At 70.1% G+C, this 26457-nt stretch carries 30 protein-coding genes; 14 read left to right on the plus strand and 16 right to left on the minus strand.

All coding sequences use genetic code 11. The features are described 5' to 3' along the window. The first annotated feature begins 35 nt into the window (after positions 1-35). Positions 36-1706, plus strand: coding sequence for a urocanate hydratase (gene hutU, locus ACYVAK_RS07185; protein WP_461059396.1), 1671 nt, complete (start codon positions 36-38; stop codon positions 1704-1706). A 45-nt stretch (positions 1707-1751) separates the two neighbouring features. On the opposite strand, the gene ACYVAK_RS07190 is transcribed toward hutU, so the two are convergent. From ACYVAK_RS07190 to ACYVAK_RS07210, 5 genes are all read right to left on the minus strand, one after another. Continuing rightward, positions 1752-2297: a response regulator gene (locus ACYVAK_RS07190; RefSeq protein WP_461059398.1), complete on the minus strand. Its 546-nt coding sequence runs from the start codon at positions 2295-2297 to the stop codon at positions 1752-1754. An 89-nt stretch (positions 2298-2386) separates the two neighbouring features. Then, the gene (bcp, locus tag ACYVAK_RS07195) at positions 2387-3067 is read right to left on the minus strand and encodes a thioredoxin-dependent thiol peroxidase (RefSeq protein ID WP_461059400.1); all 681 of its coding nucleotides are present in this window, start codon (positions 3065-3067) and stop codon (positions 2387-2389) included. 71 nt (positions 3068-3138) lie between these two features. After that, the gene (locus ACYVAK_RS07200; RefSeq protein WP_461059402.1) at positions 3139-4053 is read right to left on the minus strand and encodes a peptidylprolyl isomerase; all 915 of its coding nucleotides are present in this window, start codon (positions 4051-4053) and stop codon (positions 3139-3141) included. Between the two features lie 52 nt (positions 4054-4105). Beyond that, positions 4106-5074, minus strand: a complete 969-nt coding sequence (locus tag ACYVAK_RS07205) for a serine/threonine protein kinase (RefSeq protein WP_461059404.1) — start codon at positions 5072-5074, stop codon at positions 4106-4108. Continuing rightward, the gene (locus ACYVAK_RS07210) at positions 5071-5676 is read right to left on the minus strand and encodes a class I SAM-dependent DNA methyltransferase (RefSeq protein ID WP_461059406.1); all 606 of its coding nucleotides are present in this window, start codon (positions 5674-5676) and stop codon (positions 5071-5073) included. Before ACYVAK_RS07210 ends, ACYVAK_RS07205 begins: the two co-directional genes overlap by 4 nt. A gap of 109 nt (positions 5677-5785) precedes the next feature. Between ACYVAK_RS07210 and ACYVAK_RS07215 the strand changes: the two genes are divergently transcribed. Further along, a complete protein-coding gene (locus ACYVAK_RS07215; protein WP_297866787.1) occupies positions 5786-6151 on the plus strand; it encodes a PadR family transcriptional regulator in 366 nt (121 codons plus the stop codon). Continuing rightward, the gene (locus tag ACYVAK_RS07220; protein ID WP_461059409.1) at positions 6148-7056 is read left to right on the plus strand and encodes a sensor domain-containing protein; all 909 of its coding nucleotides are present in this window, start codon (positions 6148-6150) and stop codon (positions 7054-7056) included. The genes ACYVAK_RS07215 and ACYVAK_RS07220 overlap by 4 nt, the downstream gene beginning before the upstream one ends. A gap of 25 nt (positions 7057-7081) precedes the next feature. Here ACYVAK_RS07220 and ACYVAK_RS07225 read toward each other — a convergent pair whose 3' ends face one another. Next, positions 7082-7474: an MAPEG family protein gene (locus tag ACYVAK_RS07225; RefSeq protein WP_461059411.1), complete on the minus strand. Its 393-nt coding sequence runs from the start codon at positions 7472-7474 to the stop codon at positions 7082-7084. Between the two features lie 69 nt (positions 7475-7543). Between ACYVAK_RS07225 and ACYVAK_RS07230 the strand changes: the two genes are divergently transcribed. Next, complete coding sequence (locus ACYVAK_RS07230; RefSeq protein WP_461059413.1) at positions 7544-8860, plus strand: MFS transporter; 1317 nt, start codon at positions 7544-7546, stop codon at positions 8858-8860. Positions 8861-8876: 16 nt separating this feature from the next. On the opposite strand, the gene ACYVAK_RS07235 is transcribed toward ACYVAK_RS07230, so the two are convergent. Further along, positions 8877-10712, minus strand: a complete 1836-nt coding sequence (locus ACYVAK_RS07235; RefSeq protein WP_461059415.1) for an ABCB family ABC transporter ATP-binding protein/permease — start codon at positions 10710-10712, stop codon at positions 8877-8879. Between the two features lie 59 nt (positions 10713-10771). Between ACYVAK_RS07235 and ACYVAK_RS07240 the strand changes: the two genes are divergently transcribed. Both ACYVAK_RS07240 and ACYVAK_RS07245 read left to right on the plus strand, forming a co-directional pair. Continuing rightward, a complete protein-coding gene (locus tag ACYVAK_RS07240; protein WP_461059417.1) occupies positions 10772-11989 on the plus strand; it encodes a multidrug effflux MFS transporter in 1218 nt (405 codons plus the stop codon). 195 nt (positions 11990-12184) lie between these two features. After that, positions 12185-12421, plus strand: a complete 237-nt coding sequence (locus ACYVAK_RS07245) for a YdcH family protein (protein ID WP_461059419.1) — start codon at positions 12185-12187, stop codon at positions 12419-12421. Positions 12422-12452: 31 nt separating this feature from the next. Here ACYVAK_RS07245 and ACYVAK_RS07250 read toward each other — a convergent pair whose 3' ends face one another. The 8 genes from ACYVAK_RS07250 to ACYVAK_RS07285 all read right to left on the minus strand — a co-directional run bounded on the left by ACYVAK_RS07250 (position 12453) and on the right by ACYVAK_RS07285 (position 17262). Then, entirely contained in the window at positions 12453-13448 is a 996-nt protein-coding gene (locus tag ACYVAK_RS07250; RefSeq protein ID WP_461059420.1) for a DMT family transporter, read from the minus strand. A 7-nt stretch (positions 13449-13455) separates the two neighbouring features. Further along, positions 13456-13611, minus strand: a complete 156-nt coding sequence (locus ACYVAK_RS07255) for a DUF3011 domain-containing protein (protein ID WP_461059422.1) — start codon at positions 13609-13611, stop codon at positions 13456-13458. 144 nt (positions 13612-13755) lie between these two features. Then, positions 13756-14205 carry a penta-EF hand family protein gene (locus ACYVAK_RS07260; RefSeq protein WP_461059424.1) on the minus strand — a complete coding sequence of 150 codons (450 nt, stop codon included), beginning with the start codon at positions 14203-14205 and terminating at the stop codon, positions 13756-13758. Position 14206: 1 nt separating this feature from the next. Beyond that, positions 14207-14716 carry a hypothetical protein gene (locus ACYVAK_RS07265; RefSeq protein ID WP_461059426.1) on the minus strand — a complete coding sequence of 170 codons (510 nt, stop codon included), beginning with the start codon at positions 14714-14716 and terminating at the stop codon, positions 14207-14209. A 51-nt stretch (positions 14717-14767) separates the two neighbouring features. Then, positions 14768-15025, minus strand: coding sequence for a cell division topological specificity factor MinE (gene minE / locus ACYVAK_RS07270; RefSeq protein ID WP_461059428.1), 258 nt, complete (start codon positions 15023-15025; stop codon positions 14768-14770). 1 nt (position 15026) lies between these two features. Further along, the gene (gene minD / locus ACYVAK_RS07275; RefSeq protein ID WP_461059430.1) at positions 15027-15836 is read right to left on the minus strand and encodes a septum site-determining protein MinD; all 810 of its coding nucleotides are present in this window, start codon (positions 15834-15836) and stop codon (positions 15027-15029) included. A 28-nt stretch (positions 15837-15864) separates the two neighbouring features. Continuing rightward, positions 15865-16659, minus strand: a complete 795-nt coding sequence (gene minC, locus ACYVAK_RS07280) for a septum site-determining protein MinC (RefSeq protein WP_461059432.1) — start codon at positions 16657-16659, stop codon at positions 15865-15867. A gap of 3 nt (positions 16660-16662) precedes the next feature. Continuing rightward, complete coding sequence (locus tag ACYVAK_RS07285; protein WP_461059434.1) at positions 16663-17262, minus strand: GNAT family N-acetyltransferase; 600 nt, start codon at positions 17260-17262, stop codon at positions 16663-16665. Positions 17263-17388: 126 nt separating this feature from the next. Here ACYVAK_RS07285 and ACYVAK_RS07290 point away from each other — a divergent pair, with 126 nt between their 5' ends. The 8 genes from ACYVAK_RS07290 (at position 17389) to ACYVAK_RS07325 (ending at position 25658) form a co-directional block, all read left to right on the plus strand. After that, positions 17389-18555 (plus strand): histidine kinase, encoded by a 1167-nt coding sequence (locus ACYVAK_RS07290; protein WP_461059436.1) that lies wholly within the window; start codon positions 17389-17391, stop codon positions 18553-18555. Next, on the plus strand, positions 18552-19193 hold the full coding sequence (locus ACYVAK_RS07295) for a response regulator (protein ID WP_461059438.1): 642 nt from the start codon (positions 18552-18554) through the stop codon (positions 19191-19193). Before ACYVAK_RS07290 ends, ACYVAK_RS07295 begins: the two co-directional genes overlap by 4 nt. A gap of 126 nt (positions 19194-19319) precedes the next feature. Continuing rightward, complete coding sequence (locus ACYVAK_RS07300) at positions 19320-20435, plus strand: SRPBCC family protein (RefSeq protein ID WP_461059440.1); 1116 nt, start codon at positions 19320-19322, stop codon at positions 20433-20435. A gap of 110 nt (positions 20436-20545) precedes the next feature. Further along, positions 20546-21478, plus strand: a complete 933-nt coding sequence (locus ACYVAK_RS07305; RefSeq protein ID WP_461059442.1) for an ABC transporter ATP-binding protein — start codon at positions 20546-20548, stop codon at positions 21476-21478. Beyond that, a complete protein-coding gene (locus ACYVAK_RS07310; RefSeq protein WP_461059445.1) occupies positions 21475-22209 on the plus strand; it encodes an ABC transporter permease subunit in 735 nt (244 codons plus the stop codon). Before ACYVAK_RS07305 ends, ACYVAK_RS07310 begins: the two co-directional genes overlap by 4 nt. Positions 22210-22212: 3 nt before the next feature. Continuing rightward, a complete protein-coding gene (locus ACYVAK_RS07315; RefSeq protein WP_461059447.1) occupies positions 22213-24057 on the plus strand; it encodes a GldG family protein in 1845 nt (614 codons plus the stop codon). Next, positions 24054-24977, plus strand: coding sequence for a hypothetical protein (locus ACYVAK_RS07320; RefSeq protein ID WP_461059449.1), 924 nt, complete (start codon positions 24054-24056; stop codon positions 24975-24977). Before ACYVAK_RS07315 ends, ACYVAK_RS07320 begins: the two co-directional genes overlap by 4 nt. Positions 24978-24989: 12 nt before the next feature. Beyond that, positions 24990-25658: a DNA-3-methyladenine glycosylase family protein gene (locus ACYVAK_RS07325; protein ID WP_461059451.1), complete on the plus strand. Its 669-nt coding sequence runs from the start codon at positions 24990-24992 to the stop codon at positions 25656-25658. Here ACYVAK_RS07325 and ACYVAK_RS07330 read toward each other — a convergent pair. After that, a complete protein-coding gene (locus ACYVAK_RS07330) occupies positions 25639-26451 on the minus strand; it encodes a M15 family metallopeptidase (RefSeq protein ID WP_461059453.1) in 813 nt (270 codons plus the stop codon). The two genes, ACYVAK_RS07325 and ACYVAK_RS07330, sit on opposite strands and share 20 nt — an antisense overlap. Between the last annotated feature and the right edge of the window lie 6 nt (positions 26452-26457).

Raw genomic sequence — 26457 nt, forward strand, 5'->3', positions numbered from 1 at the left:
CTACAATGCGCGCCTACCGCTTCCGGACGTCCGCCATGGCTTTCTCCCGCCACGACCCCTCCCGTGTCATCCGCGCCCCGCGCGGTAGCACCCTGCGCTGCAAGAGCTGGCTCACGGAAGCCGCGCTGCGCATGCTGATGAACAACCTCGACCCCGACGTGGCCGAGGACCCGACCTCGCTGGTGGTCTACGGCGGCATCGGCCGCGCGGCCCGCGACTGGGCGAGCTTCGACACCATCGTCGAGGTGCTCGAGCGGCTCGGGGACGACCAGACCCTGCTCGTGCAGAGCGGCAAGCCGGTCGGCGTGTTTCCCACGCACCCCGATGCGCCGCGCGTGCTGATCGCCAACTCCAACCTGGTGCCGCACTGGGCCACGTGGCAGCACTTCAACGAGCTCGACGCCAAGGGCCTCGCGATGTACGGCCAGATGACGGCCGGCTCGTGGATCTACATCGGCTCGCAGGGCATCGTGCAGGGCACTTACGAGACGTTCGCCGAGATGGGCCGCCAGCATTTCGGCGGCGACCTCACCGGCAAATGGATCCTCACCGCGGGCCTGGGCGGCATGGGCGGCGCGCAGCCACTGGCCGCCACCATGGCTGGCGCCAACATGCTCGCCATCGAGTGCCGCCAGAGCAGCATCGACATGCGCCTGCGCACGCGCTACATCGATGAGCAGGCCTCCGACCTCGACGATGCGCTCGCGCGCATCGAGCGCTATTGCGCCGAAGGCAAGGCGCGCTCGGTCGCGCTGCTCGGCAATGCCGCGGAGATCCTCCCGGAACTCGTGCGCCGCGGCGTGCGCCCGGACGCCGTCACCGACCAGACCTCGGCCCACGACCCGCTGCACGGCTACCTGCCGGCCGGCTGGACGGTGGAGCGCTGGCTCGACGAGCAGAAGCACGCGCCCGAGCGCGTCGTCGAAGCGGCCAAGCATTCGATGCGCCTGCACGTCGAGGCGATGCTGCATTTCGAGGACCAGGGCATCCCGGTCTTCGACTACGGCAACAACATCCGCCAGATGGCGAAGGAAGCCGGCTGCGTCGATGCCTTCGACTTCCCGGGTTTCGTGCCGGCGTACATCCGGCCGCTGTTCTGCCGCGGCATCGGCCCGTTCCGCTGGGTCGCGCTCTCCGGCGATCCGGAAGACATCGCCAAGACCGATGCGAGGGTGAAGGAACTGATCCCGAACGACCCGCACCTCCACCGCTGGCTCGACATGGCCAAGGAGCGCATCGCGTTCCAAGGCCTGCCGGCGCGCATCTGCTGGGTGGGCTTGGGCGACCGCCACCGCCTGGCGCTGGCGTTCAACGAGATGGTGCGGAATGGCGAGTTGAAGGCGCCGATCGTGATCGGCCGTGACCACCTCGATTCCGGCAGCGTGGCCAGCCCGAACCGCGAGACCGAGGCGATGCTCGACGGCTCCGATGCCGTGTCCGACTGGCCGCTGCTCAACGCCATGCTCAACGTGGCCGGGGGTGCGACCTGGGTGTCGCTGCACCACGGTGGCGGCGTGGGCATGGGCTTCTCGCAGCACAGCGGCGTGGTCATCGTCTGCGACGGCAGCGAGGCGGCGGACCAGCGCCTCGGCCGCGTGCTGTGGAACGACCCGGGTACCGGCGTGATGCGCCACGCCGACGCCGGCTACGCCGTCGCCAAGGCCTGCGCGAAAGAGAAGGGTCTCGACCTGCCGATGCTGGATTGAGAACCGGGGCCCGACGCGCTCGCGGAGGGCCTCGATGGGCGCGGGTCAGCCGCCGCGCTTCGGCGCGGCTTCGCCGTCGAGCAGCTTCTCGACGCGCGCGAACACCTCGAAGCGCGAGAAGGGCTTCTTCATGAAGTCGTCGGCGCCGATGCGCTGGGCGTAGAACTGCTCGGTGGCCTGCTCGTTGCCCGACATCATGATCACCGGGATGTCCTTGCCGACCGGGTCGCGGCGAATGCGGCGCAGCGCCTCGAAGCCGTTGATGCCCGGCAGGACGATGTCGAGGAAGATGATTTCCGGCGGGTTCGCCGCGATCTTGGCCAGGCCGCTTTCCGCGTCGCCGGCGGTGTCGAGCTGGTAGCGGTTCTGCAGCAGCATCCGCGCCAGCGCCGCAGTCACGGTGGCCGAGTCGTCGATGATGAGCGCGCGGGTGCCCTCGCGCGCGTTGCGGCGATCGTGGAGCCGACGCTCGACGCCGCCGGGCGCCGCCTTCGTTTCGTTCTCCAGCTCGGAGCGATTGACGGCGTCTTCGGGGTTGCCCGAGGGCGTGGATTGGGCAAGGAAGCGCTTCAGGCGGTCGATCAGGCTCACAGAGGGCTCCGCTAGAGGGCGACGGCAGGCTGGCACATGCCGTCGCGGGGGGGAAGCCTCGCGGGGTGCGAACCCACCCCGTCGGCACGTCAGCGCTTGGCTTTCTTCGCCGGAGCGGCCTTTGTGGCCGGGGCCGCCTTCTTGGCCGGAGCCGCCTTCTTCGCCGGAGCGGCCTTTGTGGCCGGGGCCGCCTTCTTGGCCGGAGCCGCCTTCTTGGCCGGAGCCGCCTTCTTGGCCGGAGCCGCCTTCTTGGCCGGGGCCGCCTTCTTGGCCGGAGCCGCCTTCTTGGCCGGAGCCGCCTTCTTGGCGGCCGGAGCGCCCAGATAGGCGAGCACCTCGTCGGCGTGGCCGTCCGGACTCACCTTCGGCCACACCTTCTCGATGCGTCCCTCGGCATCGATCACGAACGTGGCCCGCGCAACGCCCATGTAGGTCTTGCCGTACATGCTCTTCTGCACCCAGACGCCGATCGCTTTCAGCAGCGTCAGCTCCGGGTCGGCGAGCAGCGGGAAATTCAGCTGGTACTTGGCCGCGAACTTCTGGTGCGAGGCGTCGTTGTCGGCGGACACGCCGAACACCGGCACCTTGATGCCGGCGAAGCGCGGCAGGTTGTCGCGGAAACCACAGGCTTCCGTGGTGCAGCCCGGCGTGTCGTCCTTGGGATAGAAGTACAGCACGAAGCGCTGGCCGCGCAGGCCCTCGGCGCTGACCATGCGGCCGTCACTGGCCTTGAGCGAAAAGTCCGGGATCGAAGCACCAACGTCCAGCATGGTCACACCCTCGGGAGCGGAAACGACTCCCGATTATGCCTTGTCACGCCCCGTTCAGGCACCCTTGCCGATCAGCGCTCCGAAGCCTCCCGCACCGGGATCGGCACGTTGCACAGGTCGATGTGCCCGGCCTTGCGCAGGTACCAGGCGTCGGCGCGGTTGCGACGCGCTTCCACGAGGGCGTCGAAGCTCACACTGGCCGTGTCCATCACCTGCAGTCGAGGCCGTTCCGCCGCGGGCAGGGCCGCGGCGAGCGCGATGCGGCGGATCGGCGTGCGCGGCGCGGGCTGGGTGTAGAAGCCCCCGGGCGCGAGGCTGCGCGGGAGGGCGGAGAGCAGGTGCATGCCTTCGAGTACGCGGCCCACGGGGGTGATGTTGAGGTCGAGCTGGCGCGGCGACTGGCCGATGACCACGTACAGCTCGGTGCCGTTGCTCGAATCCGGCGCGTTGCCGCGGCCGGCGCCAACCGTCGCATAGCAGTGCGCCAGCCATTGCGTGCCTGCCTGCGGGTCGCGGCCGACCGGGAAGCCGGCGCTGAAGCCGACCTGTGGCGCCCAGCCGTCGACGTCGGGCAGGCGGGTGAAGGCGAGGCCCTCGCGGATCGGGGTGCTGAATTCGGCGGGCAGCGCGGCTTTCGCGGCGCCGAGCGGCTTCGCCTTGGCGGGATCCTCGCCGTTGGCGTCGCCCCACTGCACGACGAAGTTGTCCTGCGAGCGGTTGATCGTCAGGCCGTCGAAATAGCCCTCGCGCGCCAGCGTGCGCAGGTTGGCGACGTGCTCGGGCGCGTGGTGGGGCGAAAGCTCGATCACCACGCGCCCCGCGTCCAGCGTCATCACCAGCACGTTCTCGGGGTCGGGCGTGCGCCAGTGTTCTGCGGGGGCCGCGGCGAGGATCTCGTCCATCGTGCGCGGGGTCGTCGCGGGCGTGGCGGCGGCCGCCGACGCTGCAAGGGCGAGCAGGGCAAGGGCGGTGGTCGAATGGCGCATGGCGGGCTCGTCGACGGGGTCGGCTCGATTGGGCCGTACTCCGTCGCCGGGTTCAAGCCTCGCGCAGCACCGCCAACTGCTCGCGCCACTCGCCCAACACGCGCTCCCAATGCGTGCGGTCAGCGAACTGCGGGAACGCGACAGGAAAGGCCGGGTCGTCCCAGCGCCGGGCGATCCACGCATGGAAGTGCACGATGCGCAGCGCACGCAGCGCTTCCACCAGCGCCAGCTCGCCACGGTCGAATTCGCAGAAGCGTTCGTAGCCGGCCATCAGGTCCTTCAGTTGCGTCTCGCGTCGGCGGGGCTCGGCATCGAGCAGCATCCAGAGATCCTGCACGGCGGGGCCGGTGCGCGCATCGTCGAAATCCACGAGGTGCGGCCGGTCGTCGCGCCACAGCACGTTGCCGGGATGCAGGTCGCCATGCAGGCGCCGCTGGCCGATGCCTTCCATTTCAGCGAAGCGCTCTTCCACGGCGTCGAGCAGGGCGCTGCCCACGTCTTCGAAGCTGTCATGCAGCGCGGGCTCGATCCACGGGCCTTCGAGCAGGGTGTCCAGCGAGGCCCAGCCCAGCGTGTCGATCGACAGCGCTTCGCGGCGGCGGAAGGGGTGGCGGGCGCCCACCGCATGGAGGCGCCCCAGCGTTTCGCCGAGCGCCAGCCGCACGTCGGCGCGGTCCATCTCCGGGGCGTGCCCGCCCTGCAGCGGGAACAGCGCGAAGCGCAGTGCGCCATGCGCGTGCAGCGTTTCGCCGGCGAAGGCCAGGGGTGGGACCACCGACAGCCCCTCGTCGTGCAGTTCGCGCACGAAGGCGTGCTCCTCGCGGATCTGCGCATCGCTCCAGCGCGCCGGGCGATAGAACTTCGCGACCACGGGCGCCGCGTCCTCGAGCCCGACGCGCAGCACGCGGTTCTCGTAGCTGTTGAGGGCGAGCACGCGGCCATCGGCGCGCAGGTCGAGCGATTCGACGGCGTCGATCACCGCTTCCGGCGTCAGCGTCCGGAAGTCGGCGACGGGGCTCACGCGCGCTCCAGCGCCGTGGCTTGCCCGGCCAGCGCCGGCGAGAGCCAGCACTGCTGGCCGAGGAAGGTGAATCCGACGCGTTCGAGGGCGCGCCGGTAGGCCTTCACCGGGCGGGCGATGAAGGCGTCGAAATCGCCCTGCACGTCGTCGCCGGCGATGTCCTCGGCGGTGTAGGTCTCGATGAAGGCGACGCCGCCGCAGAGTTCGGCGAGGCCGGGCAGGCCCGCTTTCAGCTCGCCGTCGGGCACGTAGTGCAGCACGTCGGCGCAGACCAGCAAATCGACGGGCGGGCAGGGGCGTAGCGCGGCGAGGTCACCGAAGCGCGCCCAGTGCAGGTTGCGCGTGCGGCCGAAGCGCTGCACCGCGTACTCGCTGGCGTCGAGGCCGAGGTACTGCAGCCCCGGGCGCATCGCCAGCAGGGGTGCACGCCAATGGCCTTCGCCGCAGCCCACGTCGAGCACCGTGCGCAGGCGCCTCCCGAGGAAGGCTTCTGCCGAGGCCACGGCCAGCGCGACGGTGCGGTCCAACCGGGACCGCGAGGCCTTGCTGCCATCGGCCTGGCGATACCAGCGGTCGAAATAGGCGCGGTCGTAGGTCTTCAAGGGGCGCTCCGTACGCGGCGGGCCGGCAGTGTAGGGCAGGGTGACTACCGGCACATCCACTAGAGCGTAGTTGGTACTAGTGTGGTCTCCACAGTACTGAGGAGGGGCCATGACCGACCTCGACGCCCAACGCCGGAAGTTCGACAAGGAGCTCGCCACCGGCACGGTGGCCCTCGTGCTGCTGGCCATCCTCGGCCGCGACGGCGAGCCGATGTACGGCTACCAGATCGCCAAGCGCTTCGAGCAGGCCGACGAGGCCGCCCTGGCCGGCAAGCAGAGCACGCTCTACCCGGTGCTCCGCAACCTCGCCGCCGCCGGCCTGCTGGACAGCTGGATCGAGCCGTCCGATGCCGGCCCGCCGCGCCGCTACTACCGCATCACCGCCAACGGCCGCCTGGTCCTCGACCAGTGGGTGGCCAGTTGGCGCAGCACCCGCCAGATGGTGGACCGCGTTCTTGAAGGGGAAGAGCAATGAGCCTGCCGACCACGATCACCCAGTACCTCGACCAGCTGCGCAGCGAACTGTCCGGCGCTGATCCCGCGCTGCTGCAGGACGCGCTGTACGACGCCGAGGAGTACCTCCGTTCCGAACTCGCGGCGCATCCGCGTGAGGGCGAGGAAGCGCTCATCGCGCGCATCGCTTCGAGCTACGGCCGTCCTTCCGAAGTCGCGGACATCTACCGCGACACCGAAGTGACCGTGAGCCGCGCGCTGCGTCCGCCGCCGCCGAAGCCGCGCGAGTCCTCGCTGGGCCGCTTCTTCGGCGTCGTGTCCGACCCGCGCGCCTATGCGGCCCTGCTGTACATGCTGCTGTCGGTGCTCACCGGCGTCTTCTATTTCACCTGGGCGGTCACCGGCCTGTCGCTGTCGCTCGGCCTCTCGCTGACCATCATCGGCGTGGCCTTCTTCATCCTGTTCATGGCGACGGTGCGCGTGCTCTCCCTGGTGGAAGGCCGCATCGTCGAGGTGATGCTCGGTGAACGCATGCCGCGTCGCCCGGCCTACCCGGCGCCGTCGAACGGCATCCTCGAGCGCATCGGCCAGCTGTTCACCGATCCGCGCACCTGGGGCACGCTGATCTACCAGGGGCTGATGCTGCCGCTGGGCATCGTCTACTTCACGGTGGCCGCGACGCTGCTGGCCATCGGCGTGACGCTGGCGCTCGTGCCGCTCTTCACGGTTGTGGGCGGCGGCCATGTCGTGTTCGGGCCGATGGACGGCGAATTCACACTCTGGAGCGGACCGATGGGTGTCGTTGTGTCCGGTGTTTCGTCAGCCTTCGGCATCCTGCTGCTCTTCGTCACCCTGCACCTCGCCCGCGGCGTGGCCGTCGTGCACGGCGCCATCGCCAAGCACCTGCTGGTGAAATGGGGCGAGTGACGTCGCCCCGCGTCCCGCGCCCCGCTCAGCCGGCCCGCAGGGCGGACGCGATCCCCCAGCCGCCCTGCACCAGCAGGGCGCTCAGGGCCAGGAGGGCGACGACGAAGCCCGCGCCGCGCTTCTGGGCGTCGCGGGCATACATCACGGCATAGAGCACCCGGCCCACGAGCCACAGCGCACCGAAGCCGGCCGCCCAGGCCGGATCGCCATAGGCACCGGCCAACCACAGCGCCGGCAGGAACATCACGCTGGCCTCGAGCGTGTTCATCTGCACGCGGAAGACCCGTTCGAAGTCCGGATGGCCGGTGGTGGCCGGGGCCTTCACGCCATGCCGGCCCCGCGCGGCACCGACGGCGAACATGCAGGCGCCCATCAGCAGGACGGTGAGCAGGGAGACGAGGGCGATCCAAGGCGACATGGTGGGCTCCGGTAGGGACGCCACAGCCTACGCGAGCTAGAGTGGCGCGCCTCCCCCGAGTGATGCCCGATGGCCGCCCTGCGCCCGCTCCGCCGTCCGTACGCCGATCCTGCCGTCGCGCCCGTGCGTCGCCGCGAGCTGTGGGCTTGGGCGGGCTTCGACTTCGCCAACTCCGGCTACACCACCGTCGTCATCACGGCCATTTTCAGCGCCTACTTCGTTGGCGTGGTGGCCGGCGACGCGGCATGGGCGACGTTCGCGTGGACCGTCGCGCTGTCCGTTTCCTACGTCCTCGTGATGGCCATCGCGCCGCTGCTGGGCCTGTATGCCGATGCGCATGCCTGCAAGAAGCGGCTGCTGCTGGCGACGACGGTCGTGTGCAGCGTGGGGACCGCGGCGCTGTGGTTCTGCGGGCCCGGCGACGTCGCGCTGGCGCTGCTGCTGATCGTCATCACCAACACGGCGTTCGGCACCGGCGAGAACCTGATCGCCGCCTTCCTGCCCGAACTGGCCGATGACGAGGGCATGGGGCGCCTGTCCGGCTATGGCTGGGCGTTCGGCTATTTCGGCGCCGTGCTGCTGCTGGCGGCCTGCCTCTGGTGGGTGCAGGGGGCCGAGGGGCGCGGCAGTGACACCGGTGCCGCGGTGCGGGACACCATGCTCCTGACGGGTGCCGCGGTTTTCCTCGCGGCCCTGCCGACCTTCCTTCTCCTGCGCGAGCGCATCGTGGCGGCGCCTCGCGCCCTCGGTGTCCTTTGGGGCAAATCGATGCTGCGCTGGCGCGGCATCCTCGGCGGTGCCAGCGACCTCCGGCAGTTGCGTCGTTTCCTCGCCTGCATCGTCGCCTACCAGGCCGGCGTGGGCACGGTGATCGCCGTCGCCGCGATCTACGCGCAGCAGGCGCTGGGCTTCACCACCGCGGAGAGCATCACCCTGATCCTCGCCGTCAACATCACCGCGGCCGTGGGGGCGGCAACCTTCGGCCAGCTGCAGGACCGGATCGGTCATCGGAATGCGTTGGCGCTCTCGCTGCTCGGTTGGCTGGTGGCCATCGGGCTGCTGGCCGTGTCGGAGGCGCGCCCGGTGGTCTGGACGGCAGCCAACCTCGCGGGGATCTGCATGGGGGCCAGCCAATCGGCGGGGCGTGCCCTCGTTGGCTACCTGTGCCCACCCCGGCGCGAGGCCGAGGTCTTCGGCCTGTGGGGGCTCGCCGTGAAGGCCTCGATGGTGCTCGGTCCGCTGGCCTACGGCGCCATCAGCTGGGCCTCCGCGGGAAGCCACCAGGCCGCGCTGCTGGCGACCTCGGCGTTCTTCATTGCCGGGCTCGGCCTGCTTTTCCGGGTGGACATCGCCGTCGGGCGCCGTGAAGCATTGCCTTTGGCGTGATACCGCGAACGTGGCGCTACGGGCGTGCGGTCGCCGTGCTTTCCCCCTGCTGCTGCAGGGCCCACATCGCCGCATAGCGCCCTCCCGCGGCGAGCAGGTCGGCGTGCGTGCCTCGTTCGATGATCCGTCCGCCATCCATGACGAGGATCTGGTCGGCGTCCATGATCGTCGAGAGGCGGTGCGCGATCACCAGGGTGGTGCGGCCCACGGCGATGCGATCGAGCTCCGACTGGATGGCACGCTCCGAGCGTGAATCGAGCGCCGAGGTCGCCTCGTCGAAGATCAGGATGGCCGGGTTCTTCAGCAGGGCGCGCGCGATGGCGACGCGCTGCTTCTCGCCACCGCTGAGCTTCAGTCCGCGTTCGCCCACCTCGCTGTCATAGCCGTCGGGCAGCGACTTGATGAAGGCATCGATGTGCGCCGCCTGCGCCGCGGCCTCCACCTCGGCGTCGCTGGCCTCCGGGCGTCCGTAGCGGATGTTGTAGCGGATGGTGTCGTTGAAGAGCACGGTGTCCTGCGGAACGATGCCGATGGCGCCGCGCACCGAGCCTTGGGTGAGGTCGCGCAGGTCGTGCCCGTCGATCTCGATGCGGCCTTCCTGCACGTCGTAGAAGCGGTAGAGCAGGCGCGCGAGCGTCGACTTGCCGCTGCCGGAATGGCCGACGACGGCCACCGTCTGGCCCGGCGCGATTTCGAAATCCACGCCGTCGAGGATGGTCCGCCGCGGGTCGTAGCCGAAGCGTACGTCGCGGAACCGCACGCGCGGCCGGGTCGTCACCAGGGGCGTCGCCTCCGGACGATCCTGCACGTCGAGGTTCTCGTCGAGCAGGCCGAAGAGCTTCTCGATGTTCGTCAGCGCCTGCTTGACCTCGCGGTACATCATCCCGAGGTAGTTCAGCGGCGCCGACAGCTGCAGCAGGTAGGCGTTCACCAGCACGAGGTCGCCGATGGTGAGCTCGCCGGCGACGACGCCCGAGGCCGCGCGCCACATCAGTGCCGTGACGCCGATGGACACGATGGCGGCCTGCCCGAGGTTCAGCACGCCCAGCGTCTTCAGGCTCTGGACGGTGGCTTCCTCGACGCGCTGCAGGCTGCCGTCGTAGCGACGGGCTTCGTGCTCCTCGTTGTTGAAGTACTTGACCGTCTCGTAGTTGATCAGCGCATCGACCGCTCGCGTGCTGCTCGCCGATTCAGCGTCGATGGCGGCCCGGTAGTAGCGCGTGCGCCATTCGGTGACGCGGAAGGTCCACGCCGAATACACCACGAGCGTCGCCAGCGTGATGGCGGCGAAACCCCAGTCGTAGAGGTACACCAGCACGGTGGTGACCAGCAGCACTTCGATCAGGGTCGGCAGGATCGTGTAGAGCGTCCAGTCCAGCAGGTCGGAGATCGCGGTGCCGCCGCGCTCGACGTCGCGGGCGATGCCGCCGGTCTTGCGCTCGAGATGGAAGCGCAGGCTCAGCGCGTGCAGGTGGCGGAACACCTTCAGCTGCACGGTGCGCGCGCTGCGCGCCATGACCCGGGCGAAGACGATCTGCCGCAGTTCCGTGAACAGCGTCGAGGCGAGGCGGGCGCCGCCGTAGGCCAACAGCAGGCCGACCGGCAGGGCCAGCAGGCTCGCCGGCACGTCGAGGCCATCGACGAGGCGCTTCATCAGCATCGGGATGCCGAGCAGGGCGAACTTCGCCGCGATCAGGCAGAGCAGGGCGGCCCCGATGCGTCGCCAGTAGGGCTTCAGGAAGGGCAACAGGTCGGCCAGCACCTGGCGGACGGTGCCGTCGCCACGGCGGGGGGCATCGACCGGCGCGTGGCCTTCGATCAGCGGGGCGGTATCGGGAGTCGGGGCGCTCATCCCATCATTGTGGCGCGCCTCGGGGCGAGGCGGTGGCGAAGACCCCGTAGAATCCGCGAATGACTCCGACCGCCACCGCGTCCCGCGCACGGCTCGCCCTCGTGCTCGGGGCCCTGGCCATGTTCGGCCCGTTCTCGATCGACACCGTGTTCCCCGCCTTCGGGGCGATGGCGCGCGACCTCGGCAGCACGCCGGTGGCGGTGCAGCAGACGATCAGCAGCTACCTGCTGGGCTACGGCCTGATGTCGCTGTTCCACGGCGCCATCTCCGACGCCGTGGGGCGTCGCCCGGTGATCCTCTGGGGCATCGCGCTGTTCGGGCTCGCGTCCGTGGGCTGCGCGCTGAGCACCGACCTCACGACCCTGCTGGTCTTCCGGTTCGTGCAGGGCCTGTGCGCCGGTGTCGGGATGATCGTGGGCCGTGCGGTGATCCGCGATCTGTTCGATGGCGAGGAGGCCCAGCGGCTGATGAGCCAGGTGTCGATGATCTTCAGCATCGCACCGGCGATCGCGCCGATCGTCGGCGGCTGGATCCTCGGGTTCGGCGACTGGCACGCGATCTTCTGGTTCCTCGCCGTTCTGAGCCTGGTGCTCGGGGCGCTGGTGTGGCGGGTGCTGCCGGAAACGCACCCGCCGGAGCGCCGCCTGCCGCTGCATGCGGGCCTGCTGCTGGGCAACTACGTCGCCATGGTCCAGCACCGCCGTTTCGTCTGGCTGGTGGCGGTGACGACGATGAACTTCGCGGCGTTGTTCCTCTACATCGCCTCGGCACCGGTGGTCGTCATGGCGCACCTCGGCATGGGCGAGGCGGACTTCGGCTGGTTCTTCGTTCCGGTGATCAGCGGCATGCTGGCCGGGGCCTGGGTGAGCGGGCGCGCGGCGGGGCGGTTCGAGGCTCGCACGATGGTGAGGGTGGGCTTCGCCTGCTGCCTGCTCGCGGCCACGGTGAACCTCGGCTATGCGGCCGTGGCGCCCGCGTACGCCTACCCGTGGGCGATCCTGCCCCTGATGCTGCTGAGCTTCGGCATCGCGCTGGTGTTCCCGCAGCTGATGCTGCAACTGCTCGACCTGTACCCGACGCAGCGCGGCAGCGCGTCGTCGATGCAGGCCTTCCTCTCGCTGATGTTCCAGGCAGGCGTGGCCGGCCTGCTTTCGCCGATGCTCTCGGCGCGACCGGTGTCGCTGGCGCTTGCGGCGGCGGTGCTGTCCGTTTCGGCCGTCGGCCTGTGGCGCTGGGGCGATGCACAGCTGATACGGCGCGCCGCCACCCCGGCCTGATCAACCCGGCGACCTGTTCGCAAGCCCAGCGGCGGGTCCTGGTGGGACGGGTCGTCTGCGCGTCTTGATGCGCACATCGCTGCGTCCGCAAACCCATGCGTCCCATGCCCACCACGCCCGTCTTGACGGCCGTCAATCCCCCAGCGGAGCGAAGGGGCGAGCATGGGCATCGAACCCACCCCGCAGGAGCCGACCATGTCCCACACCCCGCACGAACTCGCCGTCGAATTCCCGGCCCACGTCGCGCGTATTCACGATCTCAAGGGCGCCAACGCGCGTTTCGCCCGCCTGTGCGAGGAGTACCACGAGGTGAATCGCGCCATCCATCGCGCCGAGTCGCGCGTCGAGGCCGTGACCGAGGAGCATGAGGCTGCGCTGCGCCGCCAGCGCCTTGCGCTGAAGGACCAGATCGCGACGATGCTCGGGGGCTGACCGCTGCCTTGACCGTTGAGGCGACGCGGGATCAGCCCGGCGCTTTCCGCGTCGAGAGGAGGCTCGCGGCCGCCGATCCGGCCAGCACCAGCAGGGCGCCGGTCCAGCCCATCACCCCGAGGTGCTCCGGCGCGATGACCGTCGGCCATACGGAATGCACGCCCGCCACGGCGCCGACGCAGAGGATCGGCGTCGTGGCGAGGATCGCCGAGACGCGCGAGGCCTCCCAATGGGCGAGTGCTTCGGCGAACGCCCCGTAGGCGACCAGCGTGTTCACCGCGCAGTAGGCGAGCAATGCGGCGTGAAGGGCGTCCAGCTTCAGCAGCACCGAGGGCGCAGCGAAGGGCCACAACAGCAGCGCCGCGAGAACGTAGATCGCGCCGAGGATCGCCGGCGACGAGAGGTGCACCAGCAGTTGTTTCTGAAGCAGGGCATACACCGCCCACACCATGGCCGCGAGCACCACCAGACCCGCGCCCAGCGCGTAGTCGCCCCCATGGCTGGCGTTCTGCTCGCCGAAGAACAGTCCGAGCCCGCTCGCGATGACGAGCAGGCCGAGCCATTGCGCGGGGGCGAATCGCTCCTTGAAGACCAGGATGCCACCGAGCGCCATCAGCAACGGCGCCAGTTGGATGATCAGCTGGGCGTTGGCCGGCGTGGTGTACTGGACGCCCAGCAGGTAGAACACGTAGTTGCCGAGCAGCATGACGCCTGCGGCGAGGAGCATGGCCCAGTGCTTCGGCGCCAGCGGGCGGAAGCCGCCGAAGCCCCGTCGCGCCGCCAGCCAGGCGACCATGACCCCGCCCGCGACGAGGAAGCGGAACCACGTGAGGGTGATCGCGTCGACCCGTTCAAGCGTGAGCTTCAGCGCGACGGGCAGGGTCGCCCAGCAGGTCGCGGTGACCAGGGCAAGCAGCAGTCCGAGGCGCCAGCGCCCCGAGGATTCATGGAGGGCCATCACGGCGTCCGCGTCGAGAGCCGCCATGATCGCCCGATGGCCTGGCGCGCGACCAGCGTCGCGCGCCATGAGCCGCTCAATAGACGACGAACGCCGCGCGGCAGCCCTTGTCCACCCAGACCTCGCCTCGATCGACGCCCCAGGTGCGGCCGAACTGGCAGTCACCGCAACCGCGCGGGCCGCAGCTTGGACGGCCGTCGCCGTGGTCATGGTCGTGCTGGTTCGCGATCACGGCGCCTGCGATCGCCCCTCGTGTCCGCGCTGCACGCCCTCCAGCGGCTGTCGGTGGATTCGCAGCGCAACGTGGTGGTGGCTCCGGCGGGTATCGCGCCAAGCAGGGTGCCGACGCCCAGCAGGGCCATGGCGAGCAGGCGGTTCATCGAGCAGCTCCCGCGGCGATGGCGGCACGGCCCCGGGTGATTTCGTCGGCGTTCCGAAAGGCGCTGCCGTCGGCGTCGAACGACGTGAAGCGGGCGACGTCGGCGTCCTGCCAGGCCTCGATGCCGATGGGGCGTGCGGCGCTGGGCTCCCCCGGAAGCGGCGGGGCTTCCGTGGCATCCAGCACGCCGTCGTCGTTGGCATCCAGCGCGTGGAAGCGCCGGCTGGTGAAGTTCCGCCCTTCCTCGACGTCGAGGCAACCGCTGCCGTTGCGGTCGAGCTGCTGCACCAAGGCCTCAGGCTCGATGTTGCCGATCGCTGGTGGCGCGTCGGCCGCGCCGGCGAGCTGGGCCAGCGTGATCGCGGCCCCTCCGATCCAGAGCTTCGTTGGACACTGCCCGTACGCCGTCCCGTCGGGGGGCGAGGTCCCTCGGCGTCCGGCGCCCACCCTACGCCGCTCGGGTGTCCGCCGCCATCACGGGTGGCAGCCGTCCGTGCAGGTGCGGCAGCGAGGCGAGGAGCGCGGCGGCATCCTCCGCATCGTGGTGGAACCACGCCTTCGCCGAGCCCAGGCGGAACGTGTAGCCCCACGCGTCCATATCGGCGAACGCCCGCTCCCGGCCAAAGCCCGGGAGCTCGTCCGCGAGCAGCAACTGCAGGTAGCAGACCGCATCCTCGTCGCGCTGCGTGTCCGCCGCGTCGGTGTGGATGGCGGCGCGGCGCGATGGCGCCATCACGATCAGGTGGCCGGCCTCATGCAGCAGCGAATGCACCGGGGTGTCGTCCCGCGCGTAGACGCGGCTGCCGACAATGCCGGCCTCGGGATCGCCCCAATAGCTGCCCGGGATGCTTTCGCCCGGTTCGACCTCGACGAGCTCAAGGCCGAAGCGGGCCAGCAGGGCGCCGGCCGCCGCCCAGCCGATATCGGCGAGGGTAAGCACCGTCGACGTCGTGGCCATCCTGGGTCGTCCCCGTCGCGCATGCCCGCGGCGGAGGCCGCGGGCCGGGCGTCAGCCGTTCTTGTCGGGCAGGGAGACGGAGATGTCGAGCACGTCGTGCTCGCCGTCCTTCACCAGGTCGACCTTCACCGCGTCGACGTCGACGTTGACGTACTTGCGGATCACCTCGAGCAGCTCGCGCTGCAGCAGGGGCAGGTAGTCGGGCCCGCCGCGGGTGCTGCGCTCCTGCGCCACGATGATGCGCAGGCGCTCCTTCGCGAGGTTGGCGGTGGCGGGCTTCTTGCCCGTCAGGAAATCGAAGATTCCCATCTCAACCCCCGAAGATCTTGGCGAAGAAGCCTTTCTTCTCGGCCGTGGTGAAGCGCATCGGGCGATCCTCGCCCAGCAGGCGGGCAATGGCGTCGGTGTAGGCCTGGCCGGCGGCGCTCTGCTCGTCGAGGATCACCGGGTTGCCCGAGTTCGACGCCTGGAGCACGTCCGGCGATTCCGGGATGACGCCGATCACCTTCAGGCCGAGGATCTCCTCGACGTCGGCGATCGACAGCATCTCGCCCTTCTCGACGCGCTCGGGGTTGTAGCGGGTCAGCAGCAGGTGCTCGGCGATGCGCTCGCCGGCCTCGGCCTTCTTCGTCTTGCTCTGCAGCAGGCCGAGGATGCGATCGGAGTCGCGCACCGAGGACACTTCCGGATTGACCACGACGAGCGCGCGGTCGGCGAAGTACATCGCGAGGAAGGCGCCCTTCTCGATGCCGGCCGGGGAGTCGCAAACGATGAAGTCGAAGCCGTCGTCAGCCAGGTCCTTCAGCACCTTCTCGACGCCTTCCTTCGTCAGCGCGTCCTTGTCGCGGGTCTGCGACGCGGCGAGCACGTAGAGGTTGTCGAAACGCTTGTCCTTGATCAGCGCCTGCTTCAGCGAGGCTTCGCCGTGCACGACGTTGACGAAGTCGTAAACCACGCGGCGCTCGCAGCCCATGATCAGGTCGAGGTTGCGCAGGCCGACGTCGAAGTCGATGACGGCGGTCTTCTTGCCGGCGCGGGCGAGGCCCATCGCGATGCTGGCCGAGGTCGTCGTCTTGCCGACGCCGCCCTTGCCCGAGGTGACTACGAGGATTTCCGCCAAGGTCGTTTCTCCGTCTTTTGTGTGGCCGTCAGGCCAGCGGCTGGATTTGCAGGATGTCGTTCTTGTCGAGCCAGATCTGCACGGGCTTGCCGTGCAGGGCTTTCGGCACGTCGTCGAGCACTTTGTACTGCCCGGCGATGGCCACGAGCTCGGCGTGGAATTCGCGGCAGAAGATGCGGGCGCCGGTGAAGCCGGAGGCGCCCGCGAGGGCGCGGCCGCGCAGCGCGCCGTAGACATGGATGGAGCCGTCCGCCACCACCTCGGCGCCGGCGCCGATGGGCGCCAGCACGGTGAGGTCGCGGTTCGCCGCGAACACCTGCTGGCCGGAACGGACGGGCAGGGCGTGCACGAGGCCCGGCTCCGCGTCGGCCCCGGCCGCCGCCGGCGGGGGGGGCGACTCGCGCGCCGGTGGCGGGGCGGCGTGGCGCTCGGTCGCGCGGCGGTCTCCGTCCGGCGCATCGCCGGCCCGTTCGTACTGCGAGCGGAACTTGGCCAGCACCGGCAGGCCAAGGCGCTCGGCGAGGGCGTCGTTCTCGGGCGTTCCGTACGCGAGCGCGATCGGATGCACGCCCGCGCCCTCGAGGGCCGCGACCAGCGCCCTCGCCGTGGCCTCGTCGGGCAGGTGCATGAGTCCGCCGAAATCGAGGATCACCGCCGCGCGGGCGAACAGCTTGGGTGCGCGATCGACGCGCTCGCGCATTTCGGCGGCAAGCTGGGGGATGTCGAGGGTGCGGATGCGCAGGTTGGCGATGCCGACCTGGCCGAACTTCAGTTCGCCAGCCTGTTCGTAGTTGGGGAGGTCGGCGGGGTGCGGTGTCGCCATGCGTCAGGTTCCGGTGGTGCGGGCGATGGCCGGGCGCGTCGGGCCGCGGCGCGGGGCCAGCCAAGGTTCGTCGGGCAGCGAGCCGCCGTAGGTTTCGGCAATCCAGGCGTGGCTGCCCAGGTCCTTCATCAGCATGCAGGCGCGGAGCCCGGTGCCTTCCATCGTCTGTTGGCCCACTTCGCGGAAGCCGAAGGCGCCGTGGAAGAGCAGGGCGGGGTCGTAGCCCACCCCCAAGAAGACCTCGCAGCACAGGTGGGCCCAGCGCGGCTCGGCGAAGCTCATGGCGTCGGCGTAGAAGGCCCGGCCCCGGCCGCCACCGCGGCGGGCGGCCGCGATCACGATGCGGTCGATATAGAGGAAGTTGCTGTGGCGTTCCCGGAACCAGCGGAAGTTCGGGCTGTCGTGCGGGGCCTGGTCGCTGAAGCCGACCAGGAAGCCGGTCAGGGCGTCGTCCTGCTCGATCACCCGGAAATAGTCGGCGTGTTCCCAGAAGAAGCGGGCCTTTTCCGCGTCCATCGGCAGGATCGAAGGCCCCGCCGAATTGTTGAGCGCCAGCACGAGGTCCAGCTCGTGTTCGCGCACGTCGCGGATGTGGAACGGCATGCCTTCCCTCCATGGGGGATGGGTCTCGATGGAGCCGCCAGTATCGCATGGCCCCCGGTCGCCTTCGCCCAGCGGGGTGACTTTCGGCGGTGCGGCCACGCCGCGGGGCGCGTTTACGATGCGCCCATGCTCCCGCGCCTTTCCCATGCCACGTTGCTCCGCTACGCCGGCCTTTTCACCTGGGGCATGGTGGGGAGCGGCATGGTCATGAATGCCCTGTTCGTGATGGACGCGAGCTCGAGCCCCCTACCGGCCATGGCTTTCGTCGGGCCCATCGGGGCTTACCTCGGGTTTGGCGTGGCGTTCTGGCTGTCCACGCAGTCCCTCGGGCGGCAACGCGAGCGGCTGTGGCCGTTGGCCTTGATGGCCGCCATGGCAGGCTCGGCGATCGCCGTGAGCGCGCTCACCAGCAGTGGGCTGGGTGCGATCCTGATGATGGTGATGGCGGCCGTGGTGCCCTGGCTGCTGCCGGGGTGGCCCGGCGTGCTGTGGATGCTGGTCCAGCACCTCCCGCTGGTCTACGTCTTCATGCGCGGCGTGGACCAGTTCTCGCTGTTCGAGGCGGTGATGCAGTCGATGCTGTACGTCGGCGTGTCCGGTTTCGTCTACGTCGCGGGCCTGATCGCCAAGCAACAGGCCGAGGCCCGGGAGGAGCAGCGCCGGCTCAATGCGGAGCTGCGCGCGACCCGGTCCCTGCTGGCGGACAGTGCCCGCGTCGGCGAGCGGCTGCGCATTTCCCGAGAGCTCCATGACCTGCTCGGCCACCACCTGACCGCGCTCAGCCTGAACCTCGAGGTCGCCGGGCATCTCACCGACGGAAAGGCGCAGGACCATGTCCGCCAGGCCCATACGCTGGCCCGGCTCCTGTTGACCGACGTCCGCGAAGCCGTCAGCGCAATGCGCGGCGAGGAGCGCATCGACCTCGAGGCGGCGCTCAAGACCCTCGTCGAGGGCGTGCCCGCGCTGGAGGTGTCGCTCGACATCCAGGCGCCGATGCCGATCGACGATGCCGAATGCGCCCAGGTGATCGTGCGCTGTGCGCAGGAGATCATCACCAACGCCCTCCGCCACGCGCAGGCCAGGCGCTTGTGGCTGAAGGTGGCGAGCAAGGGCCGCGAGCTGCACCTCGCGGCTCGCGACGACGGCATCGGCAGCGACGCCTTCACCCCCGGCAACGGGCTTTCCGGCATGCGTGAACGCCTGAGGGCCGTGGGGGGCCGTGTCGAGGTCTCGACGGCGCCCGGCCAGGGCTTCAGCATCGACATCCACCTTCCCCTCGAGGCGCCCGCATGATCCGAGTGATGCTTGTCGACGACCAGACCCTGGTGCGCCAGGGCGTCCGGTCCCTGCTGGAACTGGCCGACACCATCGACGTGGTCGCGGAGGCGGCCGACGGCAGGCAGGCGGTCGAGCAGGTGCCCGCCGTGAAGCCCGATGTCCTGCTGATGGACATGCGGATGCCGGTGATGTCCGGCCTCGAGGCGCTGCGCGCGCTCGCGGCGCAGAACGCCCTGCCTCCGACGATCATCCTGACGACGTTCGACGACGACCAGCTGGTGCTCGCCGGCATCAAGGCCGGTGCCAAGGGCTACCTTCTCAAGGACGTGTCGCTCGACCAGTTGGTGTCGGCGATCCAGACCGTGGCGGAGGGCGGCTCGCTGGTCCAGCCCGCCGTGACGGCGCGCCTGCTCTCCGGGCTCGAAGGCCTGCAGAACGATTTCCACAGCCTCGAGCAGCCCGATCCCCTGACCGAGCGCGAGACCGAGATCCTGCGCCTGATGGCCGGGGGCTTCTCCAACAAGGAGATCGCCAATTCGCTCGGGGTGGCCGAGGGCACCATCAAGAACCATGTTTCGAACATCCTCTCGAAGCTCGGCGTCCGTGACCGGACGCGGGCGGTGCTCAAGGCCTTCGAGTTGAAGCTGGTGTGACCGCGGGCCCCGGGGCGCCCTTCCCGGGGGCGTGCACGCTTACCCCGCCCCCGACGGTGCTGCTATCCTCTGGCGCTCCTCGGGGCGGCGGTGTGCCGACCGGGGCCGATCCCGGAGATTTGATGCATGGCTCGATTCCTTGAATTCGTTGTGGCGTTCGTCCTGGTCGCCATCCTCGGCGTCGTCGTGGGCCTCGTCCTGCCGCCGTCGCGAAGCGTGTCGCACTCGGTGGAGACCAACCGTCCCGTCAACGTCGCCTTCGACATGCTGAACGGCTTCCAGCGCTTCAACGACTGGAACACCCTGCATCTCCGCGACCCGAACGTGAAGTTCACGCTGAGCGGCCCGGCCTCCGGCGTCGGCGCGAAGCTCGAGTACACCTCGAACGACCGCTCGGTCGGCTCGGGCAGCTGGGAGATCACCGAGAGCGTCCCGGGCGAGAAGATCGTCTTCAAGGTCACGGACAACGCCATGGGCGAGAACAAGACCGTGCGCTTCACCTTCGAGCGCTCCGGCCGCAGCCAGCGCAACGTGAAGATCACCCAGCGCTATCGCGTCGAGTACGGCTACAACTTGGTCGGCCGCTACGCCGGCATGTACATGCCCAGCAGCGTGGGCAAGCGCGTCCAGAGCGGCCTCCGCGTGCTGACCAACGCGCTGGCCAGCGTGCCGCGCATCGATTACACGATCTACGAGCATCCGCTGCAGGTGGTCGACGTCCCGGCGATGAATGCGCTCAAGGTCGACGTCGAAGCCCCGCTGCGCGACGACGGCGTCGCCATCTCGATGACGAACCAGCTCGCGTGGATGGATCGCGTCATCGAGGCCAGCGGTTTCGCCAAGGACGGTCCGCTTCGCATCGTCACCGTCGACCGCACGTCCGAGGCGTACGCCTTCACCATGCTGCTGCCGGTCCGCGCCAAGGACGCTCCGGAAGGGTCGTCGCGCGCCGCCACGGTCGCCGAGCTGCCGGTGCTCGAGGCCACGATCGCGGGCGAGGGCAACCAGGTCGCGCTCGCGCAGGTGCCGCCGATGAAGGCGGCCAACACCAAGTGGATCGGCGGCGCACCGAGCCTGCAGCGCGTCCGCGACACCCTGCGCGCGTGGGCCATCGTCCGCGGCTACCCGCTGGACAACGCCAGCCAGGGTTTCGACGACTACTACGTCGACATCCCCGAGATCCTCAATCCTGAGGCGGAGTTCCAGGCCTTCCTTCCACTGAAGGCCGCCGACGCCCAGTAAGGCGCAGCGAGGCGGGCCAAGGCCCGCCTCGTCGTTTGTGGGGGCATGGAACTCGCTGCTGTCCCCGCGTTCCAACGCGCGCCGACCCGGCGCGCCACGACGGAACCGACATGATCGAAGTTGATGGACTGACCAAGCGCTTCGCCGCGCTGACAGCCGTGGAGGACCTGCGGTTCACGGTGCGTCCAGGCGAGGTCGTCGCCCTTCTGGGGCCGAACGGCGCCGGCAAATCGACGACGATGAAGATGATCGCGGGATTCCTCGCGCCCGATGCGGGTCGCGTCCGCGTGGCTGGGCACGACGTGGTCGCGGACGGTTTGTCCGCTCGTCGCGCCCTTGGCTACCTGCCCGAGGGCGCCCCCGGCTACGGCGAGATGGAGGTGGCGGATTTCCTCGCCTTCATCGCCGACGTCCGCGGCCTCGCGGGGGCGCACCGCCAGCAGCGATTGGCCTTCGCCACCGACCGTCTGCAACTGGGCGCCGTGCGGCGCCAGCCGCTGGACACCTTGTCGAAAGGCTTCCGTCGCCGCGTCGGCTTCGCAGCGGCCATCCTCCATGACCCGCCGGTGCTGCTGCTCGATGAGCCGACCGACGGGCTCGATCCGAACCAGAAGCACGAGGTGCGCGGCCTGATCAACGAATTGGCGCGCGAGCGGACGATCATGCTCTCGACGCACTTGCTGGAAGAGGTCGACGCCATCGCCACGCGGGCCGTGGTGATCGCCTCGGGCAGGCTGCGGGCCGACCACACGCCGTCCGAGCTGCTCGCGCTTTCGCGCTGGCACGGCGCGCTCTCCTTCGCCGCGCCGGACAGCGTGGCCGCGGTGGCTGCGCTCGATGGCCTCGTGCCGGCGGCGGCGACGACCATCGATGCCCGCGAGGGGCGGGTGGTGCTGTTCGTGCGCGGCGGCGGCGTTTCCGGCGAGGCCGTCACCCGCCGACTTGACGAGCGTCGCGTCGCCTGGGCCGACCTGCGTATCGAGCGCGGTCGCCTCGACGAGGTATTCCGCAGTTTGACGGCCGATGCCGGGGCCCCGGCATGAACGGCACGGTCGTCATCGCGCGGCGCGAGTTCGCCGCCTACTTCGCCTCGCCGCTCGCCGCGGTGTTCATCGTGTTGTTCCTAGCCCTTTCGGCGGCGTTGGCGTTCTACCTCGGCGGCTTCTTCGAACGGGGCCAGGCCGACTTGCAGCCGTTCTTCGCGTTCCATCCATGGCTGTACCTGTTCCTCGTGCCGGCCGTGGGCATGCGGCTCTGGGCCGAGGAGCGCCGAAGCGGGACGCTGGAGCTGCTGCTCACCCTGCCGGTCACCCCTTGGCAGGCCGTGCTGGGCAAATTCCTCGCCGGCTGGGCCCTGCTCGGCATCGCCTTGGTCCTGACGGTGCCGATGTGGTGGACGGTCAGCTGGCTCGGCGACCCCGACCATGGCGTGATCGTCGCCAGCTACCTCGGCAGCTGGCTGCTTTCGGGCGCGATGCTGGCCGTCGGCAGCGCAATCTCGGCGCTCACGCGGAACCAGGTCGTCGCCTTCGTCGTCACGGTTGTCGTGTGCTTCGGGCTTATGCTCGCTGGACACCCGCTGGTGCAGGACGCCGTCCAGGGCTGGGCGCCGCGCGAGCTGGTCGACGCCGTGGCGGCCTTGAGCTTCCTCACCCACGTGCAGTCGATCCAGCGCGGCGTGCTCGACCTGCGCGACCTGCTGTTCTTCGTCCTGTCGATCGTCGCCTGGCTGTGCGCGACGGTACTGATCCTCGATGCCAAGAAGGCGGGCTGAACCATGGCCATCGCATCCCTCCGCCGTTCCGCCTGGGCGCTTCCGCTGCTGGCCCTCGGTTTCCTCGCGCTCGTCGGGCTGTCGTCCGTCGTCCTGCGCGGCGCCCGCATCGACCTCACCGCGAACCAGGAACACACGCTGTCTCCCGCCACGGTCGCGCTGCTCGAGGGCATCCGCGAGCCGGTGACGTTGCGCCTGTACTTCTCCGAGCGCTCCGCCGGGGACTTCCCGCAGGTTCGCGCCTACGCCCAGCGCGTGCGGGAGCTGCTGCAGGCGATGGCCGCGCGTTCCGAGGGCCGTCTCGTCATCGAGACCATCGACCCGGAGCCGTATTCCGAGGAGGAGGACCTCGCCGTCGCGCAGGGGCTCACTGCGGTGCCCCTCCCGACGGGTGGGAACTTCTTCTTCGGCATCGTCGGCACCAACAGCACGGACGGCGAGCTCCCGATCCCCTTCCTCCAGGCCGAACGCGAGGCCTTCCTCGAGTACAACCTCGCCAAGCTCGTCTCCGCCCTCGCGGTCGACGACCGCCCGGTGGTCGCACTCTCCAGCGGCTTGCCGATGGCCCCGGAGTTCGACCCCGCGACGGGTGCCCCGTCGCCGGGCTGGGTCGTGGACCAACAACTCCGGGAGCTCTTCGACCTGCGTCGCCTCGAGCCGGATTTCGCCGCCATCGACCCGGACGTCGACCTGCTGATGCTCGTGCATCCGTCCGGCCTCTCCGACGACAGCCTCTACGCCATCGACCAGTTCGCGCTCCGCGGCGGTCGCGTGCTGGCCTTCATCGACCCCGACGCGGAGAACGCCCGGATGGACGACCTGCTCGGTGGTGACGCCGGCGGTGCCCGCGCCTCCGACCTGGGGCCCCTCCTCGCGGCCTGGGGCGTAGATTTCGACGCGACCCGTGTGGTCGCGGACCCGGGCGCGGCCCTGTCGGTGCAGACGCGCGAGGGCGGCCCCACCGAGCCATTGATCACGCTGCTCGGCCTCGGCACCGAGGCCCTCTCCGCCAGCGACATCGTCACTGCGCAAATGGAGCTCATCAACCTCTCCACCGCGGGCGCCCTGCGTCCGCGCGACGGCGCGACGACGCGTTTCGAGCCGCTGCTGTCGAGTTCCGAGCAGAGCGGGGAGTTGCCGACGTCGATTCTTGGGACGGTCAGCGCGACGCCGTCCAACCTGTTGCGCGAGTTCCGCGCCCAGGGCGGTGCGCGCACGATCGCGGCGCGCGTCAGCGGACCGGCCTCGACGGCGTTCCCGCAGCGCGCCGGCGAGGGACATGTCGCCGCCAGCACGCGCGACCTGCAGCTGATCGTCGTCGCCGATACCGACCTGCTGGCCGATGCGTTCTGGGTGAACGTGGCTCCCGGCCCGGGCGATTTCAGCGAGCCGTTCGCGAACAACGGCGACTTCGTCTACAACGCCGTCGAGAACCTGAGTGGCCAGGCAGGCTTGATCGGCCTGCGGACGCGGACCGTCGCCAGTCGTCCTTTCCATCGCGTGCAGGCCTTGCGGCGCAGCGCCGAACAGCAGTTCCTCCAGACCGAGCGCTCACTGCAGCAGCGCCTCTCGGAACTGGAGCAGCAGCTGGGAGCGTTGCAACGCGGCGATGATGGCGCCCCGGCGCTCGGGGCCGAGCAGCAGGCTGAACTCGCGCGCTTCCAGCAGGAGAAGATCGACGTCCGCCTTGAGCTGCGCGAAGTGCAGCGCAAGTTGAATGCGGACATCGACGCGCTGTCGACCACGCTGCGGATCGTGAACATCGTGCTGGTGCCGGCGCTCGTGGCCTGCCTCTTCCTCATCGGCGGCCTGTGGCGAGTGCAACGCCGGCGCCGTCCCGCCCGATGATCGGCATCCGTGGGCCGCTCCTGGCGATGGCCCTGGTGCTGGCCGCCTGTTCGCGCAAGCCGGCACCGCCCGCCGAACTGGTGCCGGGCCTGGCCGCGTCGCTTCCGGCGCTCGCCGAAGTCCGGCTTCAACAGGGCGAGGCGTCCCTCGTGTTCGAGCGCCGGGGCGACGACTGGCGCATCCGCGATGCGGCATGGCGCGCTGATCGCCGCTGGCTGCAGCCGCTCCTGCTGGAGCTGGCGAATGCGCGTTGCGACGAACCGCGGACCGCCGATCCCTCGCGCTTCGCCCGCATCGGCGTGGCTTGGCCGGCCGCGGTCGATGCCACGCCGGAGGGCGCTTTCGCCCGCCCGACCGGCCGGCTGACCGTGACCGTCGACGGGCGTGAGGCATCAGTCATCGTGGGCTACCCGCAGGCGAGGGGGGGCACGTTCGTACGCGTCGATGGCGCCCCGCACAGCTGCCTCACCACGGCCGCGCTGCGGCTGCCCGCCCGTACGTCGGAGTGGTTCGACCCGCAGCTGTGGCGGTTCCCGATCGACCAGGTGACCGCGGTGGTTGTGGAGGAGCCCGGCGCCCCGGCCCTGCGCCTCGTGCCGGGCGAGGGCGGTTTCCGGGCCGAGGGCGCCCTCGTCGCGTTGACCCCGGCTGCGGATGCCTTGGCCTCTGCGCTTGCAGCCCCGCGTCAGGTCGACCTTCGCGCGACCAGCGATGCGCAGCCCCGGCGCGTGCTGCGGCTGGAGGGCGAAGGTGGCATGGCCTACGCGCTGGCGATCTGGCGCGAGGGCGAATCGACCTGGGCGCGCGTCCTTGCCTCGCCGTCAAGCGCGACGGCGTGGTTCCAGAACCGGGAGTTCCGCCTGCCCATCGACGTCGCCGAGCCGCTTTGGGCGGAGCGTGGCGCGCTCGGCGGATCCTGACGGAGTCGCACCGTGGCCCGTGGCTTCGATCTCGAAGCGGCTTCGGCCCACCTCGCCAAGCGCGATCGCGCGCTGGCCAAGTGGATGAAACGCATCGGCCCGATCGAGATGGACGGTTGGCGGAAGCCGTTCGACACCGTCGATGCGCTGTCGCGTTCGATCCTCTACCAGCAGCTCTCCGGCAAGGCCGCGGCGACCATCGTCGCGCGCGTCGAGGCGGCTGCGGGTTCCCGCAAGCTGGTGCCGGAGGCCCTTGGCCGGCTGGATGACGCGGCACTACGCGCCTGCGGTGTTTCTGGCAACAAGGTACTGGCCCTGCGCGACCTGTGTCGGCGGGCCGAGGCCGGCGAGGTGCCCCGTGCCCGCGTCTTGCCCCGGGTGGACGACGCGACACTGATCGAACAGCTCACCGCCGTGCGTGGCATCGGTCGCTGGACCGTCGAGATGCTGCTGATCTTCCGCCTCGGCAGGTCCGACGTGTTGCCGGTGGACGACCTCGGCGTGCGCAGGGGCGCGCAGGTGCTCGATGGCCTCGAGGTCGCGCCGACGCCAAGGGAATTGCTGGCCCGAGGGGCCGCCTGGGGGCCCTACCGGACCCTCGCGAGCCTCTACCTGTGGCGCATCGCCGATGGCGAGGGCGTGGTGGAGCCGGCGAAGAAGGTCAAGCGCTCGCAGGACTGAGCCAGCACCAGTGCCATGGCTCGTAGGTGATGCCGTGCGGGTTGCCGCGCGGGTAGCTCAAGCGGAAGCCGAAATCGCCGGCGCGCCGCTGGAGCCAGCGGAAGGCCGGCGTGTGTTCGAAGCTTTCCTCGGCCGGCTGTTCACCCGGCGTGCCGATGTCCAGCGCACGCCCGCTGTGGTGCTCCGAGTGCCCCGGCGCCGCGTTGACGCGCAGGATGGCCTCAAGCGAGAGTCCTCGCGCGAATTTCCTTTCGAAGATGCCTCGCTGGTAGGCATGGCTGCGGAAGCCGGAAATCGCCTCCAGGACGACGCCGTCCTGCCGTGCCGCGTCGCGCATCGCCTGCCATGCCCGCGACGCCGGGGCGAGCAGCCACAGGGCACGCCGCCAGCGATCGCGTCCGGCGAAAGCCAGGAGGCGCGGTTCCTCGTGGAAGGGCAGGCCGCTCGCCTCGGCATAGCCGGCAGGCAGGCCCATCGCCGCATTGGCTTCGTGCACCGCATCGCCGGGAAGCGTGCCCCGCGAGGCGATCGATGCCGCCGGGTCGCGCCCGTCGAGCACGGCGCTCGCCGCGACGGCGGCCTCGATGCCCGGCTCGCGCCGTAGCCCCGGGCGCAGCGGTACGAGTCCGGCCGGGCCCAGCGTGGCGAGAAAACGGCCGTCGCGCTTGCGACGCAGCACGAGGTCGGCACCGGCGATCCGACGCGCGTCCGCCGTCGCGCGCGCACGGCACAGGGGCGCGGGCCAGAGTTCGATGTCCGGCGTGTTGACGAGGAAGCGTGGCGGGGCGCGCATCGGCGC

The organism is Silanimonas algicola (assembly GCF_054777375.1).